Raw genomic sequence first — 14,101 nt, 5'->3', positions numbered from 1 at the left:
GGCTGCTGCTCAGGTGGTTGGCGGATAGAGCGTGTCGATGATCATGCGCGCATCATGGCGCGAATCGAGCATGCCGTAGGTGTTGCGCCACTGGCCCGCCAGCCGCGTCTCGACGAAGGCATCGGCGATCCGCCCTGCCCCCAACCGGCGCAATTCCGCCGCCGCCGCCGACAGCGCCAGTTGCTCCGTCAGCAGGCGGGCCGAGCCTTCGTCGGTCGCGGCGACTTGCATCGCCGCCTTCAGCACACCGATGGTGCCGCGTCCGCCCGCGCCCAGGTCGCGATCGATGCCGGCAAGCACCTCCTCGAATAGGCCCGGCGCGCGGCCAAGCACGCGCAGCACATCCAGCGCCATGACATTGCCCGATCCTTCCCAGATAGCGTTGACCGGAGCTTCGCGATAGTAGCGAGCGAGCGGCGCCTCCTCGACATAGCCGTTGCCGCCGAGGCATTCCATCGCCTCGTAGAGCAGCGGCGGCGCAATTTTGCAGACCCAATATTTGACGACCGGCGTCATGGCACGGGCAAAGGCCGCCTCGCCGCGATCGCTCGCCGCCTCGTCGAAGGAACGCGCCAGACGGAACGACAGCGCCGTGGCAGCGGCGACGTCGAGCGCCATGTCCGCCAGCACGCGCTGCATCAGCGGCTGCTCGATCAGGTTGGTGCCGAACACCTGGCGATGGCGGGCGTGATGAACGGCTTCGGCCAGACCCGCCCGCATGATCGCCGAAGACGCCACGGCGCAGTCGAGCCGGGTCAAGGTCACCATGTCCATGATCGTCTTCACGCCGGCGCCCGGCTCGCCGACCATCTCACCGATCGCGTTGACGAACTCCACCTCGGAAGACGCATTCGACCGGTTGCCGAGCTTGTCCTTCAGGCGCTGGAAACGGAAGCCGTTGCCCGAGCCGTCGCCAAGGACGCGCGGCACGAGGAAGCACGACAATCCCTCCGGCGCCTGCGCCAGCACCAGGAATGCATCCGACATCGGCGCCGACATGAACCATTTATGGCCGGTCAGGCGATAGAAGCCGCTGCCGACGCGCTCGGCCCTCGTTACATTGGCGCGCACGTCCGTGCCGCCCTGTTTCTCTGTCATGCCCATGCCAAGCGTAAGCCCGGTCTTCTCGACCGGCGGCTTTTGGCTCTGATCGTATTTGCGCGTCGTCACGCGCGGCGCCCACTCGCGGAACAGTTTCGGGCTCGCCATCAGCGCTGCCAGCGAAGCGCTGGTCATGGTGATGGGACACAGATGTCCGGTCTCGAGTTCGGCCGTCAGGTAGAACCGGGCCGCGCGCACCTGATGGCGGCGGCCGATCTCGGCATCGCCGTTCTCCCAGACCGAGGAGTGCAGCCCGTTGGCTACGGAACGGCGCATCAAAGCGTGATAGGCGGGGTGAAACTCGACCAGATCGATGCGCCGGCCCTGGCGATCATGCGTCCTGAGCCTCGGCGTTTCGACATTGGCGAGGCGGGCCAGTTCCTGGGCCTCCTGCGTCAGCACGAAGCGGCCGAGCCCGTCGAGATCCTTGCGCACCGGATCGGAAAAGCGCTCGGCAAGCTGGATCAGCAACGGATCGCCCCGCCAGGCGTTGCCGCCTGTCAGCGGCGGCGGCTGGTTCGTCACGTCGTCGGTCACGCTTCATCCTTACTGCCAGGCGGCTACGAATCCGGAGCCATCGGCTAGATATAGCCCAAGGCTCGCGACGAAAATACCGGGGAGAACAGCCGCAATCCAAAGCTGGCGCTTGCAGCCATGGAACGTCCACCCTATAGCAGCCCCTTGAGATGACCGACGCTTCGTCCCTGCCACTCTATCCCCACCGCCATCTTCTGGGCATCCGCGATCTTTCCCCCGCCGACATCGAGCTTCTGCTCGACAGGGCGGACCGGGCTGTCGCGATCTCGCGGCAATCCGAGAAGAAAACCTCGACACTGCGCGGCCGCACCCAGATCAACCTTTTCTACGAAGCCTCAACGCGGACGCAGTCGTCGTTCGAACTGGCCGGAAAGCGTCTCGGCGCCGACGTCATGAACATGTCGGTGGCGAGTTCCTCGGTGAAGAAGGGCGAGACGCTCATCGACACGGCCATGACGCTGAACGCCATGCGGCCCGACATATTGATCATCCGCCACCAGTCGGCCGGTGCGGCCGCCCTCCTGGCGCAGAAGGTCGGCTGCTCCGTGGTCAATGCGGGGGACGGCGCGCACGAGCACCCCACACAGGCGCTGCTTGACGCGCTGACCATCCGTCGCGCCAAGGGTCCGCTGTCGAAACTGATCGTGGCGATCTGCGGCGACATCCTGCATTCGCGCGTCGCCCGCTCCAACATCATGCTGCTCAATGCGCTCGGCGCGCAGGTGCGCGTCGTCGCACCCTCGACGCTGCTGCCTGCGGGCATCGACAGGATGGGTGTGATCGTCACCGGCTCAATGGCCGAGGGCCTGAAAGATGCCGACGTGGTGATGATGCTGCGCCTGCAGCGCGAGCGAATGGAAGGCGCCTTCGTGCCTTCGGTGCGCGAATATTTCCGCTATTTCGGCCTTGACGCCGAGAAGCTGAAGGCGGCCAAGGACGACGCTCTGGTAATGCATCCTGGACCGATGAACCGTGGCGTCGAGATCGCCTCGGAGATCGCGGACGGGCCACAGAGCGTCATCCAGGAACAGGTCGAGATGGGCGTTGCCGTGCGCATGGCGGTGATGGAAGCGCTGCTCGACCCGCGCCGCAACCACGAGGGCCGCGGCGCATGACCATCACGGTGTTCGAGCGCGCCCGCATCATCGACCCCTCGCGCGGCGTAGACGAGACCGGGACGGTCATCGTCGAGGGGAAGAAGATAGCCGCCGCCGGCAAGGCTGCGCTGAACCAGGGGGCGCCCGAGGGCGCCACCATCATCGACTGCGCCGGCAAGGCGGTCATTCCAGGCCTGATCGACGGCCGCGTCTTCATCGGCGAACCGGGCGGAGAACATCGCGAAACGATCGCGTCGGCAAGTGTCGCCGCGGCTGCCGGCGGCGTCACCTCGATCGTCATGATGCCCGATACCGATCCGGTCATCGACAATGTGGCCCTGGTCGAATTCGTGCTGCGCACCGCCAAGGACACGGCAATCGTGAATATTTTCCCGGCCGCAGCCATCACCAAGGGCCTCGACGGCCGCGAGATGACCGAATTCGGGCTGCTGCGCGAGGCCGGCGCCGCCGCCTTCACCGACGGCCGCCACACCATATCAAGCGCGCTGGTGATGCGCCGGGCGCTGACTTATGCCCGCGATTTCGGCGCAACCATCGTGCACGAAACCCAGGATGCCGACCTCGCGTCGTCGGGCGTGATGAACGAGGGACTCTACGCCAGCTGGCTGGGGCTTTCCGGCATTCCGCGTGAAGCCGAAACCATCCCGCTGGAGCGCGACCTTGCCCTGGCGCGCCTGACGCGCGGCTCCTACCACGCGGCAAAGATATCGACGGCGATGGCGGCGGCATCGGTGGCGCGCGCGAAGACCGACGGCGCGACCGTCACATCGGGCGTGTCGATCCACAATCTGTCACTCAACGAAAACGATGTCGGCGAATATCGCACCTTCTTCCGGTTGACCCCGCCGCTGCGCGCCGAGGAAGACCGCCTGGCGATGATCGAAGCGATCAGGGACGGCACGGTCGACATCATCGTCTCCTCGCACGATCCGCAGGACGTCGACACCAAGCGCCTGCCCTTCGCCGACGCCGCAGCCGGCGCCATTGGGCTCGAAACGTTGCTGGGCGCCGCCTTGCGGCTCTACCACAATGGCGACGTGCCGCTGCCGCGGCTGATCGAGACCTTGTCCACGGCGCCGGCAAGGCTGTTCGGCCTGCCTGGCGGCACGCTCAAGCCCGGCGCTGTCGCGGACCTTGCGCTTGTCGATCTGGATGAACCCTGGATCGTCAGCGAAAGCGGCATTCGCTCGCGCTCGAAGAACACCTGTTTCGAAGGCGCGCGCCTGCAGGGCAAGGTCTTGCAAACGCTGGTGGCGGGCCGCACAGTGTTCTCGGTCTGAGCTGGCGGCGGCGCATCGCGCCGAATTCAGCCCGTCAGGGGGAAATGCGGGGGGAACAATGACTTACAACCTGATCCCGGCGCTGGTGCTCGGCTATTTCTTGGGCTCGATTCCGTTCGGGCTTCTGCTGACCCGTGCGGCAGGGCTTGGCGACGTGCGCCAGATCGGCTCCGGCAACATCGGCGCGACAAATGTGCTACGCACCGGCAACAAGGGCCTTGCCGCGGCCACGCTGCTGCTCGACGCGCTGAAGGGCACGGCCGCGGTGCTGATCGCGGGCCATTTCGCGCCCGAACTCGGCGCTTGGGCCGGCCTTGGCGCCTTCCTCGGCCATCTCTTCCCGATCTGGCTCGGATTCAAGGGAGGCAAGGGCGTCGCCACCTATCTCGGCGTGCTGATCGGCCTTGCCTGGCAGGTGGCGCTGATCTTCGCCATCGTCTGGCTGGCCATGGCATTCCTGTTCCGCTACTCCTCGCTTGCAGCGCTGACGGCCGCGGTCGCCGTGCCGATCGCCCTCTATTTCCTGAGCACACAGCAGATTGCCGCATTGTTCGTCGTGATGAGCCTGATCGTCTTCATCAAGCACCGGGCCAACATTTCACGCCTGCTTGCCGGCACCGAGGGCAAAATCGGGGCGAAGGAGTGAGCAAGCCGCTCGCCGGACCGCGCCTCAGCGACCGGCAGCGGTTGAGCTGGCTGCGGCTGATCCGCAGCCAGAATGTAGGTCCCGCCTCCTTTCGCGACCTGATCAACCGGTTCGGTTCGGCCGAGGTCGCGCTGGAAATGCTGCCGGAGCTGATGATTTCGGCCGGCGCCAGCAGGATCGCCCGCATTCCCTCGATCGCCGAGGCTGAAGCGGAACTGGAGGCCGCACGGCGGGCAGGCGCCCGTTTTGTCGGTATCGGCGAGCCGGACTATCCCGCCCTGTTGAAAAACATGGACCATCCGCCGCCGCTGCTGGCGGTGAAAGGCGAAGGCGCGGTGTTCCGGCTGCCCGCGGTAGCTATCGTCGGCGCCCGCAACGCCTCGCTCGCCGGCATCAAGATGGCGCGCATGCTGGCGACCGACCTTGGCCGCGACGGTTACGCCATCATCTCCGGCCTCGCGCGTGGCATCGACACTTCAGCACATCAGGGCAGCCTCTCGACCGGCACGATCGGCGTGCTGGCCGGAGGCCTCGATCTGCCCTACCCGCCTGAGAATGCCGGCCTATGCGACGAGATCGTCGAGCGCGGCGGCGCCATCATTTCGGAGATGCCGTTCGGCTGGCAGCCGCGTGCCCAGGATTTTCCGCGCCGCAACCGCCTCGTCGCGGGCGCGGCAGTCGGTCTGGTGGTGGTCGAGGCGGCGCAGCGTTCCGGGTCCCTGATCAGCGCCAGGCTCGCAGGCGAAATGGGCCGGCTGGTCTTCGCCGTACCCGGCTCGCCGCTTGATCCACGCGCCGCCGGCACCAATGGCCTGCTCAAGGACGGTGCCACCTTGGTCACCGAAGCCGCCGACATTCACAGGGCAATCGCGCCGCTGACCGGTTTGCGGGCCCCCGAACTGCCGCCCTTTGAAGATCCCCCCGATTTCTCGGCCACGCCGCCACCCGGCGAAAACGACCGCGCCAGGGTGACCGAAGCGCTCGGCCCGACGCCGGTGGCGATCGACGAGATCATCCGCCACACCGGCCTGCATCCGGCCCAGGTGTTCATGGTGCTCCTGGAGCTCGACCTCGCCGGCCGGCTCGAACGGCATGCCGGCGGCAATGTCTCGCTGGTCTTCGCGGAAGGCTGACAGCCTCCGTCAGTGGTGATCGCGCTTCTTCTGTTCGGTCTCGGTATAGTCGGGCGTGTTTGCGCCGAACAGGTCCCTCTCGACGGCCTTTCGCCAGACGGCATCGGCGTCTTCAGGACGCGATGGATCGAAAGTTGTCTCCGTGTCCTGCATGCGCCGGCGCGAACGCCGCCGGAGCCACGCGGGCATGATCTCGTGGATGAGGCTGGTGAATTGGATCATTGATCAACTCCTGAAACCCGTTCTTCAAAGGCGCAAAATGCGTTTTGCGGCCTCAACTCTGCCGGACAGTGGGCTGGACCGCCTCCTCAAACCGGCCAGTGCCCGATTGGTCGTGACATAGGGATTCAAGCCAGGCCAGGGTCTCGCCGACATCGGCCAGCGCGTGGCGCGCCACGGTTTTCCCTTGCGGTTTGATGCGGACCGAAATGCCATCCATTTCATTGACGGCTTCGAAGCCGTTCTCATCCGACGTGTCGTCTCCGAGGAATACGGGAATCCGCCCCCGGAAAGCCGGCAACTCGCAGAAACGCCTGATTGCCGCTCCCTTGGCCGCCTCGAGCGGCATCAGTTCCACCCCGGCATTGCCGGCAAGAACCCGATATCCCCGCGGAAGCCGCTCCAGGGCCTGTTCGACCAGTTGCGTCGCCCGTTGCAGCAACTGCGGCGCCGCACGCGTATGAATGGCCAGGATCGGGCCCTTGCGCTCGATATAGACGTCCACATTGTCCAGTTCCGCCTCGATTTCCTCGGCAAGCGCGGCAATGTCGGCGGGCTCGTCGGCCGCCTCGACAGGCCCGTCACGGACAAGCCGGTGCTCCAGGCCGTATAGACCCGCAGCCGGCAGGCGCAGCGGCTGGAAGAGCCGGTCGACGGCGGAAACGGATCTTCCTGTAATGAAAGCCAGAGCGCCAGCCAGACGCCCGTCCAGCCTTGTCAGCATGCTTCGCAACGCATCACCGACGACCACCGCGTCGGGATGCGCGGCATGTTCCAGAAGCGTACCGTCAATGTCCAGGAAGAGTGCCCATCGGCCTTGCGGGACGGTCGGCACGGACAGATTTGCCGATCCCGACATCACAGCGCCGCGACCCGTTTGCGATCAAGCAGCGATATCACATTGGCCGCGGCAACGGAGCCCGGCCCGGCGGGGTCGATCGCGATTCGCTTGCGCAAGCGGGCGGCGTCGAGAAGCATGCTGCCCGCCCAGCGATAGACATTGTTGTCGCGGACGATCTCGCGCATGCGCTGCATGCGCTGGCGCTGCTCGGCGGGCACCATGGTCAATGCCTGCAGCAACGCCTCGGCCATCATCGTCGCGTCGTAAGGATTGACGATCAGCGCCTCGAGAAGCTCCTTGGAAGCGCCGGCAAACATGCTGAGCATCAGCACGCCCTGCTCGTCGTCGCGTGCGGCGACAAATTCCTTGGCGACCAGGTTCATTCCGTCGTGCAGGCTGGTCACCATGCAGACATCGGCGGCCCGGTAGATTTCGTAGACCTGCTCCTGGGAATGGTGTTCAGCCACCATCAAGACAGGCGTGTAGCCGTCCCGGCCATAACGCTCGTTGAGCTCCGCCGCGCAACGCAGGCATTCCTCGTGCAGTTGCTGGTAGGCCGGCAAGGTTCCACGGCTTGGCGCCGCGATCTGCAGGAAGGCCACCTTGCCGATCCACTCCGGGTGTTGCTTGAACAGTTCGTCCAATGCGTGAAACCGGTCGAGAATGCCTTTCGTATAATCGAGGCGCTCGACGCCGACACAGAGGCTGACATTGTCCGCCAGCCCGAATTTTTCGCGAATGCGCGCGCGGCACTGCGCGATAGCGGGCAATTTCCCGAGTTGAGCCGGCGGCCACTCTATCGAGATCGGATAGGCGTGGACCAGGCTCGTCTGGCCGCCATAGGAGATGGCCGAATCCTCGCGCTCGATCCTGCTTTCCAGGAAGCGGTCGACGCTCTCGATGAAGTTGTTGCAGTGGAACTGCGTATGAAAGCCGATGATCGAGCTCCCCAGCAGGCCGTCCAGGATTTTTTCCCGCCAGGGGCAGATGCTGAAGACTTCCGAATTCGGCCACGGAATGTGCCAGAAGGTGATGACGATCGCATCGGGCAGGCGTTCCCGGATCATTCGCGGCAGCAGCGCGAAATGATAATCCTGGACGAGGACGATCGGGCGTTCGTTCCGCGCTTCGGCAACGACGGTATCGGCGAATTTGCGATTGACGGCTTCGTACGTTTCCCAGTCGGACGTGCGGAAGACGGGCCGCGTAAAGGCTATGTGGCACAGGGGCCAGAGACCCTCATTGGCAAAGCCCAGATAATAGCCTTGCTGTTCCTCGTCGGTCAGCCAGACACGGCGCAACGTGTAGGATGGGTTCTCAGGTGGGACCTCGATGCGGTCGTTCTGGTCGACGACGAGATGATCCGCCGAACCGCCGCCATAGGCTATCCAGGTTCCCGCGCAGGCACGGGTGATCGGCTCCAGCGCCGAGACAAGTCCACTGGCCGGCACAACCAGGTCGACATTGTCATCCCTGAGATTGTGAATGTAGGGCTCGCGGTTGGAGACGACGATCACTTGCGCATCCGGCAGTTCCTTCGCCAGGATTTCGCGCAGTGTCGAGGGCGACCAGTTGACGAGCGCCGCGTCGGCGGAATGGCCATTCTTTTCGAACTCCCGCAATACGACACGAGCCGGTGGAGGCTCGACATTCGCCGGTTCCGGCGGGGTCCGGCGGGATCGCAGCGCGGAAATCACCAAGGCAACAAGGGAAACGCAGAGGCTGGCAAGAATGACGAACCATAGAGCGGAGGCAGAGTGGAGGAAGTCAAAATTGTTGTCTGGCATCGATGTGAATTGCTCCGGCCTAGGTCGCGCCTCTCCGCGGGGGAGATGGTGCAACGCACGTCGCCGGTGATGGTTCCGGTTTTTAGCTGCGCACGATCAAAGGCGCCAACCCTTCATGGCGGTCGGCCAGAAACGCGCCCACACGGTCTCCTACCCGCTGGAACGTCAGGTCGACTGCCGTGCCCGCCACCGCTAGATGGCGGATCACCAAGCTGTCGATGCCGATTGGCAGGCGTGGCCTTGTGACATGGATTTCGCCGGCCCAGCCGTCGATATGGAGGCCCAGACAGGCCTGCATCAGCATGAAGGCGGAACCTGCCGACCAGGCCTGCGGCAGGCAAGCGACTGGATACGCGATCGGCGCCTCGCCCGGTGCGCGGGTGAAGCCGCAGAAGAGTTCGGGCAGGCGCATGTTGAAATGGACGGCGGATTCGAACGTCCCGCTCATCAGCCGCACCACATTGTCGCGAATGCCGTACCGCGCAAGGCCTGCCGCGCATATCGCCGTGTCGTGCGGCCAGATGGAGCCATTGTGATACGACATGGGATTGAAGAATATTGCGTCGTCGGCGAGCGTCCTCAATCCCCAGCCGGAGTGAAAAGAAGCCGACAGCAACTGATCGGCGACGATCCGCGCCCGATCCGGATCCGGAAGCCCCACATAGAGCAGATGTCCAGCATTGGACGTGCGCACCTCGCATGGTCGGCCGTCGCCATCGAGCGCCAGCGCGTAGTAACCCAGCTCTTCGATCCAGAAATGACTTTCAACCCGCCGGCGGATCTCTTCGGCCCGCCTTTCCCAGCCTTCCGCCTTTTCTGTCTCGCCTCGCCGGCGAGCCAGTCTCGCCAGCCCCTGGAACGCCGCGAAGACGTAGCCCTGCACCTCGACCAGCGCGATCGGCCCCTTCGGGATACGACCGTCTGCATGAAAGACCGAATCAAAGCTGTCCTTCCATCCCTGGTTGGCGAGGCCTGACTCCGCCGCACGCCGGTAGGTGACGAATCCGGTCGAAGCGCTTGCCGCCTCGATCCATTCGGCGGCTGCACATAGCGACTGCCACAGGCCGTCGATAAAGACCATGTCGCCGGTGCGGTCCGCGTAAGCGCAGGCGAGATGAACGTAGAGCGGGGTGGTGTCGACGCCGCCATAGTAGCGGCCGAACGGCAACTCGCTCAGCGCCGTCATTTCACCTTTGCGCGTTTCATGCATGATCTTGCCGGGCTGAGAGTCGCTGAAGGGCGAGGTTTCGGTCGCCTGATGTTGCGCGAGAAAGGCAAGCACGCCGCGCGCCAGGCCGGGATTGAGCCAGAGCATCTGCAACGCCGAGATCACGCCGTCTCTGCCGAAGGCCGTCGAGAACCACGGAATGCCGGCATAGGGATAAGGGCCGGTCGCAAGTTCGGTGGTGAGCAGCGCCACATCGGCACGGGCGCGCTCCATCCAGTCGTTGAACACCCTGCCCGAACTGTGCAGCGTCGCGCCATGGCGGCGCTTGGCGCGCATGCCGAAACGCGCGCGCGCCGCTGCGGCGCGAAACCGGTCGCGGTCGGGCACATCGGCCATCTCGCTGCCGACCTCGACATACAGTGTCTTGCGGCTGCGTTTGGTGACTGCAATGAAGAAATCCGCCCGGTCGGAGGTCAATTCGTCGGGTTTCTGCGAAAACGATATCGTCGACGTACGCACCACCTTGTCCAGGCCTTCATAGCGAAGCAGAACCGAGTTCTGGTCCATCTCGGCGGTATGGGCGGTGCCTCGTTTGGCGCGTGTCGAGCCACGAACTTCGAACATGTCGCGGAAATCGGCGGCGAAGCGCAGCGAAAGCAGGACGGTCGAATGTTCCTGGCTGTAGTTGGAAAGGGTCAGGCGCTCATACAGCCGGTCCTCCCACAGCAGCCTGACACGCTCGATGTGGATCGCTCCTTGCGGGATGGGACGGCCGCCGGCACTCTCTATAGGCAGATTGGTCAGGTTGGAGGTGAACAGGACATTGTCCTGGCTCAGCGATGCGCCCAGCAACGACGTCGAACGACCGCCCACCGCGAGGCGGAATTCGGAAAGCACGCGCGTGTCGTCGCGGAAGAAGCCGTCGCCCACACCGCGTATGTCGCCATAGGAATCGGCGACGGCGAAGCAGTCGCCATGCTTGAGTGCGAAGAGCCGGTGCGGTTCCCTCGGCGCGGTTTCGTCCAGGGAGGCCAGGGCTATTGCGGGATCAAGCTTGCGCTCGTCAAGTTGGGTGATGGTCAAGAAGACTGTCCCGTGCTTGTTTCTGAACGGGGCACTGTACTAGGAAGCCCTGATTTGTTGAGTGTCGATCGCCTGTGAATAGGTGGCGACATAGTCGCGCGCCATGCGGTCGGCCGAGAACCGTCCTTCGAAAACGGCCCTTATCCGGCGCCTGTCGAGCTGAAGCAGGGCCGGCATGGTGGCGACGGCATCCTCGAGGGTTTCGACGACGAAGCCGGTCACACCGTGATCGATGATCTCGGGCATGGCGCCGCAGCTCCAAGCCATGACAGGGGTTCCGCAGGCCATCGCCTCGATTACCGCCAGACCAAAAGGCTCGGGCCAGTCGATGGGGAACAGCAAGGCAGCGGCATTGCCGAGAAACCTGCTCTTCTGGTCCTCGCTGATCTCGCCGACATATTCGACGCGATCGCCATCGATCAGCGGCTGGACGACCTCCTCGAAATAGGCCCGGTCGCCGTCGCCCACCTTGGCCGCGAGCTTGAGCCTCAGGCCCGTGCGCCTGGCAATCTCGATCGCCCGGTCCGGCCGCTTGTCGCGCGACATCCTGCCGAGGAACGCCAGATATGTGCCGTCGGAGCCGGCTTCAAAATCCGGCCTATAGAGATCGAGCGGCAGCCCATGATGGATGGTCGCCAACCAGTTGGCGGACGCGAGCCTCGTCCTCTGGCTGCGTGAAATGGAAATCATCGGAAAACGCGGGAACCGCTCATAGGCCTGTGCCAGATCCACATAGTCCAGCCTGCCATGCGGCGTCGTCACCGTTCGCTCCGGCATATGGCGGAAAAACGGGAAATGCAGGAAGTGGCTGAGATGGAAGTGAAGAATGTCGAAATCGTCGGCCTGTCTCCTGACTTCCTCGAGCATCGAAAGATGCGCCGCGATCTCCGACTTCAACGGCCGTGGATCGAGGCGCAGCGCCCGTTCCCGACACGCGACCAGCCGGGCGGAGGTCCTGGTATCGCCGCTGGCAAACAACGTTACATCGTGGCCGAGCCCGACCAGAGCTTCGGTGAGATAGGAGATGATGCGTTCGGTGCCTCCATAGAGCCTTGGCGGCACGGATTCATACAGCGGCGCGATATGGGCGATCTTCATTGGCCTGCGTTCCCTCAATAAGCTGGTCAAAGGCAAAAATGCATCAGCGGCGCGATCGTTCCTCCGCTATCGGCAGATGCGTCATTTCTCATGTTTGATGTTCTTCCGGGCGGCCCTATCTCTTTAGGTGCTGCTCCTGCGCGCCATGACGACCCGAGGAGGTTCCGATGCAGCAATCAAAGGACATTGCAGCCCGCCGGCTTGACATGATCATCGAACAATATGTCGAAGCTAGAAAACAGCGCTTCGGCTATGTTTCGACGGACCAGGCCGCCAGGGTGATTCACAGAATCCTGAAACCCACGCCTTCCGACCCCAGCTTTTCGGACCACGAACTCGACGACATGGTCGCGGCCCTCGCCGTCAAGAACGGGTTGGCCGTCGTCTTTGACCGCGGCATCAGAGGATCGGTCGGCGGCACCGAGGCGGAGCTGGACAGAAAGGATCCGACCATGAGAGCACCAGCGGAAGGCCCCGACGTTGCCGGCGCGGTGGACGCGATCCTGATTCAGCAAAAAACCGCCCCGCTTTCGATGAGCGCGATGATCTCCCTGCTGCGCCAACGCACCGGCACCACCCGATCGGACGCGGATCTGGAAGGACTGATCGCCAAAAAAGCCGCTGTCCTGAACGTGCATTTGTCACGGGACTGAGTGGTGAGCGCGTCGGGGTTCGAACCCGAGACCTACTGATTAAAAGTCAGTTGCTCTACCGGCTGAGCTACGCGCTCCCGTGGGCTGGAAACGGCGCCCTCGAAATTGCGCGGAACATAGGGAGAGTGCCTCGACCGGTCAACCGGAAAAAACGGGGCCACCAAGCCATGCGTTCCCGCCGTGCCGGCTCTCCCGGCCGACGGTTTCGGCAAGGACATGCCGAACCTTTGCCAGCCAGGCGAAGACCCTGTGGCCTCCATCGATCCCAAACCGGAGAAACATTACAAATCAGCAACTTGCCTTTTTTTCCAGGAACAATTCGCGAGCGTGTCCGTTTCCTCCGCCACAAGGGACGTCAACCTCTCAAGGAGAAGATCATGAACAAAGTCCTGTCGGGTTTGCTGGCGACCACACTGTCAGCTTCGTTCGCAGTGGCGGCGGCCATGCCGGTCGAAGCCGCACCGGCCTATGTGCCGCAGCCTGCATCGGTCTCGTCCGATGTCCAGACCGTGCAGTACAGGCCCTGGGAGCGGCGCCGTAACTTCCGCGGCGAGTTTCGCGGCAACCGCAACTTCTACCGCGACAACCGCGGAGCCTACTGGAACGGCCATCGCGGCTACCGTGAATATCGCCCGGGCTATCGCCGTCACGGCGATTTCTGGTTCCCGCTGGCTGCTTTCGCCACTGGCGCGCTGATAACCGGCGCGATCGCCAACCACCGGAACCGCGTCTATGAAGGCAATTCGCATGTGCAGTGGTGCTATGACCGTTACCGTTCCTACCGCGCATCCGACAACACGTTCCAGCCGTATAACGGCCCGCGCCAGCAGTGCATTTCACCCTACTGATGGGCGACAGTGTTCGTCAGAGGGATAGAAAGTCAAAGCCCGTGCCGGAAATGGCGCGGGCTTTCTGTCGTGCGAGGACGGTCCCCGGGCAGGCTGTGATCAGCTGGCCCAATTAATGGTCTTGAAGATATAATAAAGCGCGCTACCTTCACCACGGGGTGATCGGTACGCTCCGACGGCATCGCAAATTCGAACCGTGACGGCCGCCAATTCCCAACCCAGCACTTCCAGCTGATCCCCATCTATCACGTAAGCCTGAGCCAGTTCGTCAATGCCGTTCTTCTCGCCGAAGGACCGAACCAGCTTTGCGTCTCTGAGAAGACTATCGGGCAAATTTGAATTTGCCCACGCCCAGAGCCAGTTCTGTGCCTTGGCATTCGTGGAACCGGCGATCTGGATTTCGGTGATCACCTCGATCGCCCCGTCCTTGGAAAACAAGAGCTTTCCGTTGCTCAAGTCATAGCGCGACCAGTGGCCGATGCGGAATTCTTCCTCCAAGCGCTTATTCTTGGCCTTCAGTTGTTTGATAGCCTCGGCGCGCCAAGCAGAGTACCAGTTTGGCTTCATTCCCCCTCGCCCAATCTGACTG

Annotated in this window: 13 protein-coding genes and 1 tRNA gene; 6 read left to right on the top strand and 8 right to left on the bottom strand. The window is 63.7% G+C overall.

Annotation, left to right across the window (positions count from 1 at the left end; genetic code table 11):
* Positions 1 to 9: 9 nt before the first annotated feature.
* On the bottom strand, positions 10 to 1,638 hold the full coding sequence (locus tag FJ946_RS22390) for a DNA alkylation response protein (protein WP_140525334.1): 1,629 nt from the start codon (positions 1,636 to 1,638) through the stop codon (positions 10 to 12).
* A 149-nt stretch (positions 1,639 to 1,787) separates the two neighbouring features.
* On the opposite strand from FJ946_RS22390, the gene FJ946_RS22385 reads away from it, so the two are divergent.
* The 4 genes from FJ946_RS22385 to dprA are packed head-to-tail and all read left to right on the top strand — an operon-like array spanning position 1,788 to position 5,815.
* On the top strand, positions 1,788 to 2,753 hold the full coding sequence (locus tag FJ946_RS22385) for an aspartate carbamoyltransferase catalytic subunit (RefSeq protein ID WP_140525335.1): 966 nt from the start codon (positions 1,788 to 1,790) through the stop codon (positions 2,751 to 2,753).
* A complete protein-coding gene (locus FJ946_RS22380; protein WP_140564505.1) occupies positions 2,750 to 4,036 on the top strand; it encodes a dihydroorotase in 1,287 nt (428 codons plus the stop codon). Before FJ946_RS22385 ends, FJ946_RS22380 begins: the two co-directional genes overlap by 4 nt.
* Positions 4,037 to 4,094: 58 nt before the next feature.
* Positions 4,095 to 4,682, top strand: coding sequence for a glycerol-3-phosphate 1-O-acyltransferase PlsY (gene plsY / locus FJ946_RS22375; protein ID WP_140564504.1), 588 nt, complete (start codon positions 4,095 to 4,097; stop codon positions 4,680 to 4,682).
* The gene (gene dprA, locus FJ946_RS22370) at positions 4,679 to 5,815 is read left to right on the top strand and encodes a DNA-processing protein DprA (protein WP_140564503.1); all 1,137 of its coding nucleotides are present in this window, start codon (positions 4,679 to 4,681) and stop codon (positions 5,813 to 5,815) included. Before plsY ends, dprA begins: the two co-directional genes overlap by 4 nt.
* Before the next feature lie 9 nt (positions 5,816 to 5,824).
* On the opposite strand, the gene FJ946_RS22365 is transcribed toward dprA, so the two are convergent.
* The 5 genes from FJ946_RS22365 to FJ946_RS22345 form a co-directional block, all read right to left on the bottom strand.
* Positions 5,825 to 6,037: a hypothetical protein gene (locus tag FJ946_RS22365; protein WP_140498769.1), complete on the bottom strand. Its 213-nt coding sequence runs from the start codon at positions 6,035 to 6,037 to the stop codon at positions 5,825 to 5,827.
* Positions 6,038 to 6,089: 52 nt separating this feature from the next.
* Complete coding sequence (otsB, locus tag FJ946_RS22360) at positions 6,090 to 6,893, bottom strand: trehalose-phosphatase (protein WP_140557734.1); 804 nt, start codon at positions 6,891 to 6,893, stop codon at positions 6,090 to 6,092.
* A complete protein-coding gene (locus FJ946_RS22355; protein WP_140564502.1) occupies positions 6,893 to 8,662 on the bottom strand; it encodes a trehalose-6-phosphate synthase in 1,770 nt (589 codons plus the stop codon). Before FJ946_RS22355 ends, otsB begins: the two co-directional genes overlap by 1 nt.
* Before the next feature lie 82 nt (positions 8,663 to 8,744).
* Entirely contained in the window at positions 8,745 to 10,907 is a 2,163-nt protein-coding gene (locus tag FJ946_RS22350) for an amylo-alpha-1,6-glucosidase (RefSeq protein WP_140525405.1), read from the bottom strand.
* A gap of 45 nt (positions 10,908 to 10,952) precedes the next feature.
* A complete protein-coding gene (locus tag FJ946_RS22345) occupies positions 10,953 to 12,011 on the bottom strand; it encodes a glycosyltransferase family 4 protein (protein WP_140564501.1) in 1,059 nt (352 codons plus the stop codon).
* A gap of 167 nt (positions 12,012 to 12,178) precedes the next feature.
* Here FJ946_RS22345 and FJ946_RS22340 point away from each other — a divergent pair, with 167 nt between their 5' ends.
* Positions 12,179 to 12,664 carry a hypothetical protein gene (locus FJ946_RS22340; RefSeq protein WP_140564500.1) on the top strand — a complete coding sequence of 162 codons (486 nt, stop codon included), beginning with the start codon at positions 12,179 to 12,181 and terminating at the stop codon, positions 12,662 to 12,664.
* A gap of 1 nt (position 12,665) precedes the next feature.
* Here the strand turns inward: FJ946_RS22340 and FJ946_RS22335 are convergent.
* A tRNA-Lys gene (locus FJ946_RS22335) sits at positions 12,666 to 12,741 on the bottom strand.
* 300 nt (positions 12,742 to 13,041) lie between these two features.
* Here FJ946_RS22335 and FJ946_RS22330 point away from each other — a divergent pair.
* A complete protein-coding gene (locus tag FJ946_RS22330; RefSeq protein ID WP_181167578.1) occupies positions 13,042 to 13,512 on the top strand; it encodes a BA14K family protein in 471 nt (156 codons plus the stop codon).
* A gap of 99 nt (positions 13,513 to 13,611) precedes the next feature.
* Here FJ946_RS22330 and FJ946_RS22325 read toward each other — a convergent pair whose 3' ends face one another.
* Entirely contained in the window at positions 13,612 to 14,079 is a 468-nt protein-coding gene (locus FJ946_RS22325; RefSeq protein WP_140564498.1) for a DUF6882 domain-containing protein, read from the bottom strand.
* Positions 14,080 to 14,101 lie beyond the last annotated feature (22 nt).

Source organism: Mesorhizobium sp. B2-4-7, assembly GCF_006442685.1.
Lineage (GTDB): Bacteria > Pseudomonadota > Alphaproteobacteria > Rhizobiales > Rhizobiaceae > Mesorhizobium.
This window is presented reverse-complemented; position numbering and strand designations above follow the sequence as displayed.

Bases quoted from the DNA above. Each gene is read 5' to 3' on its own strand.
- FJ946_RS22330 (WP_181167578.1), top strand. From the start codon at position 13,042: ATGAACAAAGTCCTGTCGGGTTTGCTGGCGACCACACTGTCAGCTTCG.
- FJ946_RS22340 (WP_140564500.1), top strand. From the start codon at position 12,179: ATGCAGCAATCAAAGGACATTGCAGCCCGCCGGCTTGACATGATCATC.
- FJ946_RS22380 (WP_140564505.1), top strand. From the start codon at position 2,750: ATGACCATCACGGTGTTCGAGCGCGCCCGCATCATCGACCCCTCGCGC.
- FJ946_RS22345 (WP_140564501.1), bottom strand. From the start codon at position 12,011: ATGAAGATCGCCCATATCGCGCCGCTGTATGAATCCGTGCCGCCAAGG.
- otsB (WP_140557734.1), bottom strand. From the start codon at position 6,893: ATGTCGGGATCGGCAAATCTGTCCGTGCCGACCGTCCCGCAAGGCCGA.
- FJ946_RS22385 (WP_140525335.1), top strand. From the start codon at position 1,788: ATGACCGACGCTTCGTCCCTGCCACTCTATCCCCACCGCCATCTTCTG.
- plsY (WP_140564504.1), top strand. From the start codon at position 4,095: ATGACTTACAACCTGATCCCGGCGCTGGTGCTCGGCTATTTCTTGGGC.
- FJ946_RS22355 (WP_140564502.1), bottom strand. From the start codon at position 8,662: ATGCCAGACAACAATTTTGACTTCCTCCACTCTGCCTCCGCTCTATGG.
- FJ946_RS22325 (WP_140564498.1), bottom strand. From the start codon at position 14,079: ATGAAGCCAAACTGGTACTCTGCTTGGCGCGCCGAGGCTATCAAACAA.
- FJ946_RS22365 (WP_140498769.1), bottom strand. From the start codon at position 6,037: ATGATCCAATTCACCAGCCTCATCCACGAGATCATGCCCGCGTGGCTC.